The sequence below is a fragment of the Lysobacter silvisoli genome (assembly GCF_003382365.1).
Taxonomy (GTDB): Bacteria; Pseudomonadota; Gammaproteobacteria; order Xanthomonadales; family Xanthomonadaceae; genus Lysobacter; species Lysobacter silvisoli.
Genome location: NZ_QTSU01000003.1, coordinates 461,295 through 474,030, shown reverse-complemented (window position 1 = coordinate 474,030; position 12,736 = coordinate 461,295). Strand labels below are relative to the sequence as shown.

The window sequence follows — 12,736 nt, the reverse complement described above, 5'->3', positions numbered from 1 at the left end:
GCGCGCGGCCCGCGCCGCTGCGGCGAAGAGACGGCAGTGTCCGGGCCGGAGGCGTGCCTCCGGCCCGTCCCGATCAGCTCTCGTAGGCCGACTCGCCGTGCGAGGTGATGTCCAGACCTTCGCGCTCGGCTTCCTCGGCCACGCGCAAGCCGAACAGCAGCTTGATCGCAGCGAAGGCCAGCACCGACACCAGGCCCGACCACAGCACCGTGATGCCCACGCTCAGCGCCTGCACCCCCACCTGCGCGGCGATGCTGTCGTTGCCCGCGCCCAGGCCGTAACCGCCCAGCGCCGGCGCGCTGAACACACCGGTGAGCAGCGCGCCGATGATGCCGCCCAGGCCATGCACGCCGAACACGTCCAGCGCGTCGTCGGCGCGCAGCAGGCGCTTGAGCCCGTGCACGCCCCACACGCAGGCCGCGCCGGCGATCGCGCCGATGGCGATCGCGCCCATCGGCCCGACCGTGCCGCAGGCGGGGGTGATCGCGACCAGGCCGGCGACCACGCCCGACGCGCCGCCCAGCATCGAGGGTTTGCCCTTGATCAGCTTCTCCACCAGGCTCCAGGCCAGGGCCGCCGCCGCGGTGGCCAGCAAGGTGTTGAGGAAGGCCAAGGCGGCGCCTGCCGTGGCCTCCAGATTGGAGCCGGCGTTGAAGCCGAACCAGCCCACCCACAGCAGCGACGCGCCGATCATGGTGAAGGTCACGTTGTGCGGCTTGATCGCCTCGCGCCCGTAGCCCACGCGCTTGCCGACGAAGTAGGCGCCGACCAGGCCGGCGATGCCGGCGTTGATATGCACCACTGTGCCGCCGGCGAAGTCGATCGCGCCCTTGGCGAACAGATAGCCGTCCGGCCCGTACCAGACCATGTGCGCGATCGGCAGGTAGGCGAAGGTGAACCAGATCGCCGAGAACAGCAGCACCGCCGAGAACTTGATGCGTTCGGCGAAGGCGCCGACGATCAGCGCGCCGGTGATGCCGGCGAAGGTGGACTGGAAGGCCACGAACACGAACTCCGGCAAGGCCACGCCGGCGCTGAAGGTGGCCGCCAGGGTGTCCTTGCTCACGCCGGCCAGGAACAGCTTGTCGAACGTGCCGATGAACGCACCGCCGCCGGCGAAGGCCAGCGAGTAGCCGTAGGCCACCCACAGCAGCACGATCAGCGAGAACACCGCCAGCACCTGCATCAGCACCGACAGCACATTCTTGGAGCGCACCAGGCCGCCGTAGAACAGGGCCAGTCCGGGCACGGTCATCAACAGCACCAGCAGGGTCGAGGTCAGCATCCAGGCCACGTCGCCCTTGTCCACCACCGGCTCGGCCGCCGCGGCCGCTTCCTGCGCCCGCGCCGCCCATGGCGCCAACATCGCGGCCGCGGGCAGCGCGCCCAGGGCCAGGGTTCGCAACGACCGCTCGCGCGAGCGGCACTTCAATGCATGCGTCTTCATATCGTTACTCGCGTCAGGGGTCACAGGGCGTCGTCGTCGAGTTCGCCGGTGCGGATGCGCACCGTGTTCTCCACCGGCAGCACAAGGATCTTTCCGTCGCCGACCTTGCCGGTGCGGGCGGCGTTCTGGATTGCTTCCAGCGCCGCGTCGAGCAGGCTGTCGGGGACCGCGCATTCGATCTTGAGCTTGGGCAGGAAATCGACGACGTACTCGGCGCCGCGGTACAGCTCGGTGTGGCCCTTTTGCCGGCCGAAGCCTTTGACTTCGGTGACGGTGATGCCCGATACGCCGACTTCGGTGAGCGCCTCGCGCACTTCGTCCAGCTTGAACGGGCGGATGATCGCGGTGATCAGTTTCATCTCGCAGCTCCGTAGGTGCAGCGGCGCGTCAGAACGCTTTGCTGAGGGTGAGGGTGAATGCGTCGCCGGCGATGTCGTTGCCGTGCGCATTGGTGTACAGCGCCTGCTCGGCGTCCGTGTCGGCGTAGGCGGCGGCGATGCTGAAGCCGTGGTCGAAGGCCTTGGTCACGCCGACCTTCCAGTCGGTGTACTCGAAGGCCTCGTTGTTCTCGATCCACTGCTTGCCGCCGTGCAGGTTCAAGGTCCAGGTCGGCTGGAAGGTCCAGTTGAGCGAGGCGTCCAGGTAGGCGCTGCCGTCCGAATCGGCGTAGCCGAACAGGTCGGTCAGGGCGTAGGAGGCCTTGAGTCCCAGCGACAGCGTGTCGGTCGGCGTGACGGTGGCGCCCAGGTAGAGTTCGGCGGTATTCGGGCTGTTGAAGCCGCCCGGGTAGTCGCCGGGATACCCGTAGTACAGCGCGCCCACGTCGTAGGCGAAACGCTCGCCGGCCTTGCCGCGATAGCCGGCATAGGCGTCCAGCTCCAGGCTGCTGGAAATGTCGTCGCCGACGACGACGGTGTCGGACAGCCAACTGACGTTGCTGCCCCAGGCGCCGACATAGAAACCGCTGTCGGACGCGTACTCGATGCCGCCCTGCAGGGCGGGTTCCTGGTTGGTCTGCGACACCCCTCTGAAGACGTAGTCGCTGCTCAGGCTCACCGAACCGGAGGCACCGGCGTGCGCGGGCGCGTTCGCGGACAGGGCGAACGCGAGGGCGAGCGCGGCAGGCGCGATCGCGGTGTTGCGGGCGTTGGTACGAGACGACATGACGCAGGCTCCTCATAAGCGGTGGCCCCTCCCCGGTCATTGCATTCGTGCTCTCGAAAGCGGGACGTAGCTGGGTGCCCGCGTTTCTTCGGGGACGCACTCGCCTGGCGGCGGGGCGTAGCCCGTCGGTTGGGTCTCCTGTTTGTGCTGGTGATGGTGGAAAAGCACGCGGCCCGTGGCTTGCGCCGCGGGCCGCGTGGGGGTTACAGCCGTTTGCTCATGAACACGCTGTTGGGGTCGTCGACGTAGTCGGCGAACGGTGGACAGGGCTCGAAGCCGTAGCGCGCGTACAGCGTGCGCGCCGGCGCGAAGCCGTCCATCGATCCGGTCTCCAGGCTCAGGCGCCGGTAGGCGCGGCGCGCGGCCTCGCCCAGCAGGTGCTGCAGCATCGCCGCGGCCACGCCCTTGCGCAGGTGGCGCGAGGCCGTGCGCATGGACTTGATCTCGCCGTGCTCCGCGTCGAGCTGCTTGAGCGCACCCACGCCGAGCAGGTCCTCGTCCTGCCATGCGCTCCAGAAACTGATTTCCGGGCGCCGCAGACCGTCCAGGTCCAGCGCGTGGATGCTTTCCGGCGGCGACAGCTCGGCCATGCCCTGCAGGTGTTCGCGCAGCAGCGCGATCACCTGCGGATGGTCCAGTTGTCCGGCGCGGATCTGCATCGGTGCTCCTGGCGGCAGCGTGGAATGCGCGCACCGGGATCGCGTCCCGGCGCGCGCGAGCTTGGGCTTAGACGGTGTAGTACATCTGGTACTCGAGCGGGTGAGTGGCCGCGCGGAACTTGGTCACTTCCTGCATCTTCAGCGCGATGTAGCTGTCGATGAAGTCGTCGGTGAACACGCCGCCGGCCTTGAGGAAGTCGCGATCCTTGTCCAGCGCTTCCAGGGCCTGGTCCAGCGAGTGGCACACGGTCGGGATGCCCTTCTCCTCTTCCGGCGGCAGGTCGTACAGGTCCTTGTCGCTGGGCGCACCCGGATCGATCTGGTTCTTGATGCCGTCCAGGCCGGCCATCATCAGCGCGGCGAAGGTCAGGTAGCCCGACTGGATCGGGTCGGGGAAGCGCATTTCGATGCGGCGCGCCTTCGGGTTGGCCACGTACGGAATGCGGCAGCTCGCCGAACGGTTGCGCGCCGAGTAGGCCAGCATCACCGGCGCCTCGAAGCCCGGCACCAGGCGCTTGTAGCTGTTGGTGCCCGAGTTGGTGAAGGCGTTGATCGCGCGCGCGTGCTTGAACACGCCGCCGATGTACCACAGCGCCAGCTGCGACAGGCCGCCGTAGCCGTCGCCCGAGAACAGGTTGACGCCGCCCTTGGCGAAGGACTGGTGCACGTGCATGCCGCTGCCGTTGTCGCCGACGATGGGCTTGGGCATGAAGGTCGCGGTCTTGCCGTTGCGGAAGGCCACGTTCTTGATGATGTACTTCATCGTCAGCAGCTCGTCGGCCTTCTTGACCAGCGAGTTGAACTTGGTGCCGATCTCGCACTGGCCGGCGTTGGCCACTTCGTGGTGGTGCACTTCGACTTCGATGCCGACCTGCTCCAGGGTCTTGCACATCTCGGCGCGCAGGTCGTGCAGCGAATCCAGCGGCGCGACCGGGAAGTAGCCGCCCTTCACGCCCGGACGGTAGCCGCTGTTGCCGCCTTCGTATTCCTTGGCCGAGTTCCAATGCGCCTCTTCCGAGTCGATGTGGAAGAAGGTGTGGCCCATTTCATTGGCGTAGCGCACCGAGTCGAAGATGAAGAACTCGGGCTCGGGACCGAAGAAGGCCTGATCGGCGACGCCGCTGGACTTCAGGTAGGCCTCGGCGCGCTTGGCCACGCCGCGCGGGTCGCGCGAGTAGGCCTGCATGGTGGCCGGATCGAGGATGTCGCAGGTCAGCACCAGGGTCGGATCGGCGGTGAACGGATCCAGGAACGCGGTGGACGCGTCGGGCAGCAGGATCATGTCCGACTCGTTGATGCCCTTCCAGCCGCTGATCGAGGAGCCGTCGAACATCTTGCCGTCCTCGAACAGCGCCGGCTCGACGATGGACTTGGGGAAGGTCACGTGGTGCTGGACGCCGCGCATGTCGGTGAAGCGCAGATCGACGAATTCGATCTTGTGGTCCTTGATGAGCTTTTCGACGTGTTCGAGGGACATGGACTGGATCCGGTGGGCTAGGGAAAGGGGATCTTGCGCGGCGTGGTGGCTGCCTGGGCTAGACAAAGCAAGCCACGTGCCAACATTCGGAGAATCTCAAGACATTGATTTTCAATGAATTAATCTTGGGTGCACCGCAGCAATGCGATCAGTTGGTGCAACCGAGGATGGATTTGCACCATTTAGGTGCAAACCCGCTTTGAGCTATCCTGAGCCCGATTTCGTCCCCGTCATCCGGCTCAGCCCCACTCCATGACCGATCTGCTCGCCGCGCTGCTGCTCGGCATCATCGAAGGCATCACCGAATTCCTGCCCATCTCCAGCACCGGCCACCTGCTGATCGCCCAGCACTGGCTCGGTCACCGTTCGGACCTGTTCAACATCTCGATCCAGGCCGGCGCGATCCTGGCGGTGGTGCTGATCTACCGCCAGCGCCTGTGGCAGCTGGCCACCGGCTTCATGCAGCCGGAGAACCGCGACTACCTGCTCAAGCTGATCGTCGCCTTCGGCGTGACCGCGGTGCTGGGCATCGCGGTCAAGAAGCTGGGCTTCGAATTGCCGGACAAGGTGCTGCCGATCGCCTGGGCGCTGGTGCTGGGCGGCATCTGGATGCTGCTGGCCGAGCACTACGCGGCCAAGCGCGCGCAGGTCCTGGGCGAGCGCAGCCACATCAGCTGGACGGTGGCGATCCTGGTCGGCGTGGCCCAGGTGATCGCCGGCGTGTTCCCCGGCACCTCGCGCTCGGGCGCGACCATCTTCGTCGCCCTGCTCGCCGGCACCACCAGCCGCGCGGCGGCCACCGAGTTCGCGTTCCTGGTCGGCATCCCGACCATGTTCGCCGCCACCGCCTACGAGGCCCTGGACGTGCTGGGCACCCCGGCCGCGGCGAACGAGGACTGGACCGCGCTGGCCGTGGCCTTCGTCGCCTCGGCGGTGACCGCCTTCATCGCGGTGAAGTGGCTGCTGCGCTACATCCAGAGCCACCGATTCACTGCGTTCGCTTATTACCGCTTCGCCCTGGGCGCGGCGCTGCTGCTGTTGATGCCCTCGGGCAGCTGAACCCGCGATACCGCTTTTTCACGCTTTCTTTCCGCCGCCTGAACGATCCTGAATAGGCGCAGCCCCAGTGGCTGCCCCGCTGCGTTCGCATCGGTTCGTTATTCGCAATGGAAGATCGCCCCATGAAGACCCTGTTCGCCCCCGCCCTGCTCAGCCTGGCCCTGGCCGCCTGCGCGTCCAACACCTCGACCGATCCGCAGCAGGGTGCCGCCGCCGGTACGACCGCGGCCGGTACCGCCGCCGATGCGAGCGCCGACATCAAGCTCGATGCCTACCACTGGCGCCTGACCAGCGCGCAGGACGCGTCGGGCAAGGCGATCGCGGTGCTGGCGCCCAACCCGCAGCGCCCGCTGCAGCTGGACTTCAAGGGCGACCGGGTCAGCGTCAGCGGCGGCTGCAACGGCGCCAACGGCCGCTACACGCGCGATGCCAAGGGCCTGACCTTCGGCGACATGGCGCAAACCCTGATGGCCTGCCAGGACCGCGGCTTGATGGAACTGGACACCGCGGTCGGCGAACGCCTGCGCGGCACCCTGCCGGCCAAGATCGAAGGCGGCGACGCGCCCAGCCTGCTGCTGACCGCCGCCAACGGCGACCAGCTGCGCTTCGAAGGCGCGCCCACGCCGGCCACGCGCTACGGCGGCGAAGGCAAGACCGTGTTCTTCGAAGTGGCCGCGCAGCGCGCGCCCTGCTCGCACCCGCTGATTCCGAACATGCGGTGCCTGCAGGTGCGCGAGCGCAGCTACGACGCCAACGGCGTGGCCGCCAAGACCGATGCCGCCTGGCAGCCGCTGTACCAGGAGATCGAGGGCTACGAACACCAGGCCGGCGTGCGCAACGTGTTGCGGGTGAAGCAGTACGACATCAAGAACCCGCCGGCGGATGCCTCGTCGGTGGCGTACGTGCTGGATATGGTGGTCGAATCGGAAGTGGTGGCGAAGTAAGCGCCGCCGGCTTTACGGTAGCGGCTGCGCCGCGATGCGGAATTGCGCGTCGCGGCACAGCTTTCACGGGCGCGCGCGCATTACGTTCTTAGCCTGTACCGCGCCTGCGCTGCCTGCTGTCTGTGGGAGCGGCGTGAGCCGCGATTGGAAGGCCGAAAGGCGAGTGGACCAATCGCGACTTACGTCGCTCCCACAGGCGGCAGGCGGTGCGCCCGCCTACGCATCGCCCGCTTTGGGGTAGGAGCGGCGTGAGCCGCGACGCGTAAATTCGAGCGGCGGCGGGGCTGCGCAGTCAGGGCGGCATCACGGTCGCGGCTTACGCCGCTCCTACCCCAAGGCCAAGAGGCGCTGCGATTAGGGCGCGGATTCCGCGGCGGGCCTGGCCGGCGGCAGCACGCCGTCGGCGAACTGATCGCTGATGGAATGGCGCGGGCGGCCGGCGGGTGCGCCGTTGCGGGGGCGGTCGATCACGTAGCAGCGCGCCAGCGAGTCGTGCCAGCCGCGGCGCACGCTGTCCTCGCTCATCAACAGCGAGAAGGCTTCGAACGGGATGAACCGGCACAGGCTGCGCAGCAGGGCGCGGCCGAAGCCCGGCGGCCGGCCGTATTCGTCGACCACGCGGGTGTTGGTGATCAGCTTGCCGATGGTGAAGCCGAACGCGCCTTCCATGAGGGTGTAGTAGGCCAACATCGAAACGACGGAGAGCACTAGTTCGAGCAAACGCGACATTTCCTCGAACCATTGCACCGCCGGCTCACCCAAGATGACGACTGCGACAGCGGCGCCGACCGCCCAGCAGGCGTAGCCCACGGCCTTGTCGATCAGCCAGTTGAAGAAGCGGCGGACCTTGGTCGTGGACTCGATGTCCAGCTTTTCCAGCGGCGCGGTCAGCGCCGCGCTGGATGCGCGGTACGGGTCGTGTTCGTCCATCGGTTCCCCCCCAGGAATGCGGCGACCTTAGCAGGGTTGCGGCGGTGCCAGCAGGGATACCGGATGGGAATGCGCCAAAACGATAGCCATTGAGTGGTGACGTTGAGCATGGCGGCACTCAACACCCACCGGCCGGCGAGGCGCGGCGCGCCTCGCACAGATGCGCCGCAGCGGCGCTTTACGCGGACGCCACCGCCGGATTCAGCGAATAGGTGCCGTAGATCGACGCTTCGGCCAGCACATGCGCGTGCATGGCGCGCTGCACGTCGGCGGCGGTAAAGCGCTCGGGCAACGGCAGGCGTTCGACGTCGAGCGCGAACACGCGGAAGAAATAGCGGTGCAGGCGCAGGTCGTTGGGCGGCGGGAACGGGCCGTCGTAGCCGCGCCAGTCGCCGGCCATGTCGGCGTTGCCGGCGAACCAGCCGGTGTAGTCGTTCAGGCCCTGGCGCGCGCCGCGCGGGCCGGCCGGGTCGGCCTTGCCGTGCGCGACCACGCCATCGCTGCAGCTGCCGGCGGCGATCTCGCTCACGTCGGCGGGAATGTCGACCATGACCCAATGGCAGAAATCGGTGCGCGGTTGCTCGACCGGAATCTGCACGTCGTCGCGGCCGACCATCTCGCCCACGGTGGGCACGTCGGGGTCCAGGCACAGCAGCGCGAACGAGCGCGTGCCCTGCGGCGCGCCGCTCCAGGCCAGGTGCGGATTGCGGTTGGCGGCGAAGCCGTAGCCGTCGGCCGTGGGCTGGCCGGCGGCGAAATCGGCGGACAGGCGCGCGCGGTGTTCGAAACTGTCGCTATGGATCTGCATGCCGCCTCCGTGGCGTGTGGGGACTGACGCGATAAAAAACCGATGCTGCCGCAGCGGCCGTCGCGAGGGCGCGACGGCCGCTTGGGCTCAGCTTTCCGGATAGCCCAGGCGCTTGGCCACCGGGGTGAGCAGTGCATAGGCCTCGGCCAGCGGCTCGGCGAACGCGCGCCAATGGCCCGGCTCGAAGCGCTGCGGGCCGATTGCTTCGTCGGGCATCGCGCTGATGGTGATCTGCAGCGCGTCGGCGATGGCCTGGGCGATGCCGCCGGGGCTTTGCGAAATCTCGTCGAGCTTGATCAGACGGTGCGGCATCAGGTCCTGCTCGTGCAGCGCGGCGATCTGGTTGAGCACCTGGGCCATCCAGCGCGCGGCGATTTCCGGCGATTCGAACTTGAACGGCGCCGGCGCGCCGTAGGCCAGCCAGTCCAGCAGCATGTCGCGCGGATCGCGCAGCGCGATCATCAGCACCGCCTCGGGCAGGTGCGGGCGCAGCGCCAACAGCAGCGCGTTGTCCCACCACAGCAGCCAGTCGAAGATCGCGCCGTCGTGGATGCCGCGCGTGGGCAGCGCCGCGCGCCACAGCCGGATCGCGTAAGCCGGGTCCAGCGAACCGTCGATCAGGGCCTCGGCGGTGCCGTAGCGCTGCAGCGGATCGTTGGGCGGGTTGGAACCGAAGCGGTCGGCGCGCAGCGGGCCCTGGGCCATGTCGAAGGTCTGGGCGATGCGTTCGACCAGCGAGCCCGGCGGGCCCCACAGCAGCAGCACGCCCTTGGGATCTTCCGGCAGCGGCGCCAGGTCCGGCCAGTTGGTGCGCGGGGTGGTCACCGGCGGCAGCGGCAGGCGGCTGGGCGCGGCCTCGGTCTGCAGTTCCATCCAGGTCGCGGCGGCGGCGCCGGGCTGGCCGGCGTTGTCCAGGGTGCGTCCGAGCAGGTGGCGCAGGGTCAGCTTGACCTGTTCGTCCTGCGCGCGCGCCAGCAGGCTTTCCACGCGGCTGACCGCGGCATCGGCGTCGCTGCGCATCAGGCTGTCGATGATGCGCAGCTCCGAGCGGGTGTCGCCCGGGTTGAGCTCGACGATGCGGTGGGCGATGGCGTCGGCCTGTTCGCGCTCGCCGGCCTGATCGTGGATGGTCGCGCGCGCTTCCAGCGCCGGGATGTAGTCGGGCATGGCCACCATCCAGCGTTCGACCACCGCGCGCGCTTCGTCGCCGGCGAAGGGTTCGAACAGCAGGCGCGCGCGCCACAGGTCGTCGGTCTGCGGATGGGTGGCGAGCGCGGCTTCCAGGGTGGTGCGCGCGTCGTCGGCGTCGCCGAGGCGGCGCCAGGCTTCGATCAGCGCCGACAGGGTGCGGCGGTCGCGCGGCTCGGCCGCGAGCGCGGCGCGCAGGCGCGGCAGCGCGCTGTCGGTGCGGCCGGCTTCGAGTTCGATCTCGCCCAGCCAACGCTGCAGGCCGGGGCTGTCGTCGCTGGCGGCCAGCCGGGTCAGTTCGTCGGCGGCTTCGACGGTGCGGCCCTGGCGGCGCATCAGCTCGACGATGAGCACGCGCAGCGACGCGCTCTGCGCGGGGTGGCGTTCCATCAGGCCGCGGAAGGCCTGTTCGGCGAAGGCGTAATGGCCCTTGGCCAGGTAGGCGAAGCCCAGCGCGTGGCGCAGCTGCGGTTCGTCGGGCGAACGCTCGGCCGCGCCGCTGAGCAGCGACAGCGCGGCATCGGCATCGCCGCGGCGCAGCAGCAGGGTGCCTTCGACCGCGGCCACCTGCGGGTGATCGGGGGCGATGCGCGCGGCGGTGCGCACCAGGCGCTCGGCCTCGTCCAGGTCGCCGCGGCTGATCGCCAGCTGCGCCTGCACGATGTAGGCGGGGAATTGGTTGGGATCCAGGCCGATGGCCTGGGCCAGCGCGCGCTGCGCCTGATCCAGTTCGCGCGCGTCCAGCAGCAGGCCGGCGCGCTCCAGGTGCAGGTTGGCGTCTTCCGGCGCGATCGCCAGGGCCTGGTCCAGGGCGGCCAGGGCGCCGTCGCGGTCGCCACCGGCGCGGCGCGCGGCGGCGAGCAGACGGTGGGCGTGCGGGTCTTGCGGCTGCGCCGCGGTCAGTTCCTGGGCGGCGGCCAGGGCCTCCGCCGCTGCGCCGCGGCGCAGGGCGTCGAGGGTGGTTTCGTACATGGATCTGCTTCGGGCTGGGATAAGAGGGGGATTGTAGGGGGGCGGGCGGGTTTGCGCTTTGACGGGGGCTTGGGGGCTAAGAGCAAATCCCCCCTGCCCCCCCTTTTTCAAAAGGAGGAACCCGATTTGGGGGAGTGCGTGCACCCCAATCGCCCGCCATGCTGCTCTCCCCTTTGAAAAAGGGGGGCCGGGGGATTTGCTTTTGCTCCGCCTTACCCCAGCGCCGCCGCCAAGCGCCCCGCGATCCAGCGCTCGGCGAACCCGTCCAGCCGCGCGTTCTCCAGGAACCCGCAATGCCCGCCCCAAGGCGCGATCTCCAAGCAGGCATTGGCCGGCAGATCGAGTTCGCGGAAGCCCTGGATCGGGATCACCGGGTCGTCCTCGGCCATCAGGATGCTCACCGGCACCTGCAGCGCCGACAGGCGCGGGCCGGCGATGGAATAGCCGTCGAAATAGCGGTCCAGGGTGCCGTAGTCGGTGTGCCGCTCGACCATCCACTGGGTCAGCGGGCGCATGCGCAGGCCCAGGGTGCGGTCGTCGAAATCGTGGAACTGCGGGAACAGCTCGCGCTTGCGCGCCAGCGAACCGCGCCACTTGCGCTCGAAGTACCACAGGTAGATCGGCAGGCCCTGCTCCATCGAGTCCATGGTGCGGGCCGGGTCCAGCACCGGGCACACCGCGGCCGCGTGCGCCAACGGCAGCCCGGCCTCGGGCGCCTGCAGGGCCAGGCGCAGGGCGAAGTTGCCGCCCAGCGAATAGCCGGCCACCGCCAGCGGCCGGCGCGGGAAGCGCGCGGCCACGTCCTGCGCGGCGTGCAGCACTTCGCCGATGCGGTTGGAGTGGAACAGGCCTTCGTTGAGGTGATGGGTGTCGCCGTGATCGCGGAAGTTGAGCCGGAACACTTCGAAGCCGCGGCCCAGCAGCTGCGCCGCGGTCATGCGCATGTAGTTGGAATCGACGCTGCCTTCCCAGCCGTGCAGCAGCAGGACCAGGCCGCGCGAGCTCTGCCCCGGCACCGCGCTGTGCAAGCCCTGCAGGCGCACGCCGTCGCCGCCGTCGATCAGGTGTTCGGTGGTGGTCGCGCCCAGGGCCTGCAAACGGCGTTCGGCGCTGCGCCGGCGCAGCGGGCTGGAGCCCAGCACCGACTGCACGTGCGCATTGCGCAGCCAGCGCGGCGGGCGGTAGTCGTTGGCGGTCGGCTCGGTGTCGGCCATGGCGGCGTGCGCTGGACGGCGCGGCGGCTCAGCCCGTCATCGCATCGACGATGCGCTGCCGCGCCAGGTCGGCGATGCGGCGGCGGCCGTCGGCATCGCCGGGGGCGATGGGCTGCAGGAAGTGGATTTCGGCGATGCGCGCGGGTTCGCCGAGCAGGCGCAGGAAATTGGCGAAGAAGCTTTCGCGCGGCTGGAACGCGACCACGGTCTGGGCGTCGCCGCCGGCGCCGTAGCGCAGCGCCACCGGTTGCACCGGCACGCCGGCTTCGACCGCGGCCAGGAAGATGCGCGCATGGAAGGGGCCGATCTCGCCGCCGCCACGGGTGCCGCCTTCGGGAAACACGCCCACCGAACGGCCCGCGCGCAGGCGCGCGAGCATTTCGTGCAGCACGCCGCCCAGCGACTCGGTGCTGCCGCGGTGGTGAAAGATGGTTTCGCCGCGCGCGGCCAGCCAGCCCACCACCGGCCAGCTGGAGATCTCGCGCTTGGCCACGAAGCCCATCATGCGCTGGCTGTGCAGGGCCTCGATGTCGATCCAGCTGACGTGGTTGGCCACGAACATGGCCGCGCCCGGCAGCGGGGTGCCGTAGCGGCGCAGGCGGAAACCGAACACCCGCATCAGGCCGGCCGACCAGGCGCGGATCAGACGGTGTTCCAGGCGCTCGCCGCCCACCGCGATACCGCCGGTCAGGGGCGTGATCAGCAACAGCACCAGCGGCAGGTGCACCAGCAGGTGCCACAGCAGCATGGGTACGCGGATAAGGTAACGCAGCGCGCGCGCGGCCGGCGCAGCGGGGCGCGCGGCCGCGCCGGCGTGGGGAGACGGCGCATTCATTGCGCTCACGATACCGAAGCGCCGACGGCGTGGCGAGAG

Annotated in this window: 12 protein-coding genes; 2 read left to right on the top strand and 10 right to left on the bottom strand. The window is 69.2% G+C overall.

What is annotated here, in order from left to right; all coding sequences use genetic code 11:
• Positions 1-73: 73 nt before the first annotated feature.
• The 5 genes from DX914_RS17125 to glnA all read right to left on the bottom strand — a co-directional run bounded on the left by DX914_RS17125 (position 74) and on the right by glnA (position 4,747).
• Complete coding sequence (locus DX914_RS17125) at positions 74-1,366, bottom strand: ammonium transporter (RefSeq protein ID WP_115861274.1); 1,293 nt, start codon at positions 1,364-1,366, stop codon at positions 74-76.
• Positions 1,367-1,467: 101 nt separating this feature from the next.
• Positions 1,468-1,806 carry a P-II family nitrogen regulator gene (locus DX914_RS17120; protein ID WP_115860977.1) on the bottom strand — a complete coding sequence of 113 codons (339 nt, stop codon included), beginning with the start codon at positions 1,804-1,806 and terminating at the stop codon, positions 1,468-1,470.
• 28 nt (positions 1,807-1,834) lie between these two features.
• Complete coding sequence (locus tag DX914_RS17115; RefSeq protein WP_115860975.1) at positions 1,835-2,611, bottom strand: TorF family putative porin; 777 nt, start codon at positions 2,609-2,611, stop codon at positions 1,835-1,837.
• A 203-nt stretch (positions 2,612-2,814) separates the two neighbouring features.
• Complete coding sequence (locus DX914_RS17110) at positions 2,815-3,270, bottom strand: GNAT family N-acetyltransferase (RefSeq protein WP_115860973.1); 456 nt, start codon at positions 3,268-3,270, stop codon at positions 2,815-2,817.
• A gap of 67 nt (positions 3,271-3,337) precedes the next feature.
• The gene (gene glnA, locus DX914_RS17105) at positions 3,338-4,747 is read right to left on the bottom strand and encodes a type I glutamate--ammonia ligase (protein ID WP_115860971.1); all 1,410 of its coding nucleotides are present in this window, start codon (positions 4,745-4,747) and stop codon (positions 3,338-3,340) included.
• Positions 4,748-4,999: 252 nt separating this feature from the next.
• Between glnA and DX914_RS17100 the strand changes: the two genes are divergently transcribed.
• Positions 5,000-5,806: an undecaprenyl-diphosphate phosphatase gene (locus DX914_RS17100; protein ID WP_115860969.1), complete on the top strand. Its 807-nt coding sequence runs from the start codon at positions 5,000-5,002 to the stop codon at positions 5,804-5,806.
• 122 nt (positions 5,807-5,928) lie between these two features.
• Positions 5,929-6,750, top strand: coding sequence for an META and DUF4377 domain-containing protein (locus tag DX914_RS17095; RefSeq protein ID WP_115860967.1), 822 nt, complete (start codon positions 5,929-5,931; stop codon positions 6,748-6,750).
• 354 nt (positions 6,751-7,104) lie between these two features.
• On the opposite strand, the gene DX914_RS17090 is transcribed toward DX914_RS17095, so the two are convergent.
• The 5 genes from DX914_RS17090 to DX914_RS17070 all read right to left on the bottom strand — a co-directional run bounded on the left by DX914_RS17090 (position 7,105) and on the right by DX914_RS17070 (position 12,697).
• Positions 7,105-7,680 carry an RDD family protein gene (locus DX914_RS17090; protein WP_115860965.1) on the bottom strand — a complete coding sequence of 192 codons (576 nt, stop codon included), beginning with the start codon at positions 7,678-7,680 and terminating at the stop codon, positions 7,105-7,107.
• Positions 7,681-7,858: 178 nt separating this feature from the next.
• The gene (locus tag DX914_RS17085; protein WP_115860963.1) at positions 7,859-8,488 is read right to left on the bottom strand and encodes a YbhB/YbcL family Raf kinase inhibitor-like protein; all 630 of its coding nucleotides are present in this window, start codon (positions 8,486-8,488) and stop codon (positions 7,859-7,861) included.
• Positions 8,489-8,575: 87 nt separating this feature from the next.
• Complete coding sequence (locus tag DX914_RS17080) at positions 8,576-10,648, bottom strand: tetratricopeptide repeat protein (RefSeq protein WP_115860961.1); 2,073 nt, start codon at positions 10,646-10,648, stop codon at positions 8,576-8,578.
• A gap of 212 nt (positions 10,649-10,860) precedes the next feature.
• Entirely contained in the window at positions 10,861-11,862 is a 1,002-nt protein-coding gene (locus tag DX914_RS17075) for a YheT family hydrolase (protein WP_115860959.1), read from the bottom strand.
• A gap of 28 nt (positions 11,863-11,890) precedes the next feature.
• The gene (locus DX914_RS17070) at positions 11,891-12,697 is read right to left on the bottom strand and encodes a lysophospholipid acyltransferase family protein (RefSeq protein ID WP_115860957.1); all 807 of its coding nucleotides are present in this window, start codon (positions 12,695-12,697) and stop codon (positions 11,891-11,893) included.
• Positions 12,698-12,736: the final 39 nt, after the last annotated feature.

Bases quoted from the DNA above. Each gene is read 5' to 3' on its own strand.
- DX914_RS17125 (WP_115861274.1), bottom strand. From the start codon at position 1,366: ATGTTGGCGCCATGGGCGGCGCGGGCGCAGGAAGCGGCCGCGGCGGCC.
- DX914_RS17120 (WP_115860977.1), bottom strand. From the start codon at position 1,806: ATGAAACTGATCACCGCGATCATCCGCCCGTTCAAGCTGGACGAAGTG.
- DX914_RS17115 (WP_115860975.1), bottom strand. From the start codon at position 2,611: ATGTCGTCTCGTACCAACGCCCGCAACACCGCGATCGCGCCTGCCGCG.
- DX914_RS17110 (WP_115860973.1), bottom strand. From the start codon at position 3,270: ATGCAGATCCGCGCCGGACAACTGGACCATCCGCAGGTGATCGCGCTG.
- glnA (WP_115860971.1), bottom strand. From the start codon at position 4,747: ATGTCCCTCGAACACGTCGAAAAGCTCATCAAGGACCACAAGATCGAA.
- DX914_RS17100 (WP_115860969.1), top strand. From the start codon at position 5,000: ATGACCGATCTGCTCGCCGCGCTGCTGCTCGGCATCATCGAAGGCATC.
- DX914_RS17095 (WP_115860967.1), top strand. From the start codon at position 5,929: ATGAAGACCCTGTTCGCCCCCGCCCTGCTCAGCCTGGCCCTGGCCGCC.
- DX914_RS17090 (WP_115860965.1), bottom strand. From the start codon at position 7,680: ATGGACGAACACGACCCGTACCGCGCATCCAGCGCGGCGCTGACCGCG.
- DX914_RS17085 (WP_115860963.1), bottom strand. From the start codon at position 8,488: ATGCAGATCCATAGCGACAGTTTCGAACACCGCGCGCGCCTGTCCGCC.
- DX914_RS17080 (WP_115860961.1), bottom strand. From the start codon at position 10,648: ATGTACGAAACCACCCTCGACGCCCTGCGCCGCGGCGCAGCGGCGGAG.
- DX914_RS17075 (WP_115860959.1), bottom strand. From the start codon at position 11,862: ATGGCCGACACCGAGCCGACCGCCAACGACTACCGCCCGCCGCGCTGG.
- DX914_RS17070 (WP_115860957.1), bottom strand. From the start codon at position 12,697: ATGAATGCGCCGTCTCCCCACGCCGGCGCGGCCGCGCGCCCCGCTGCG.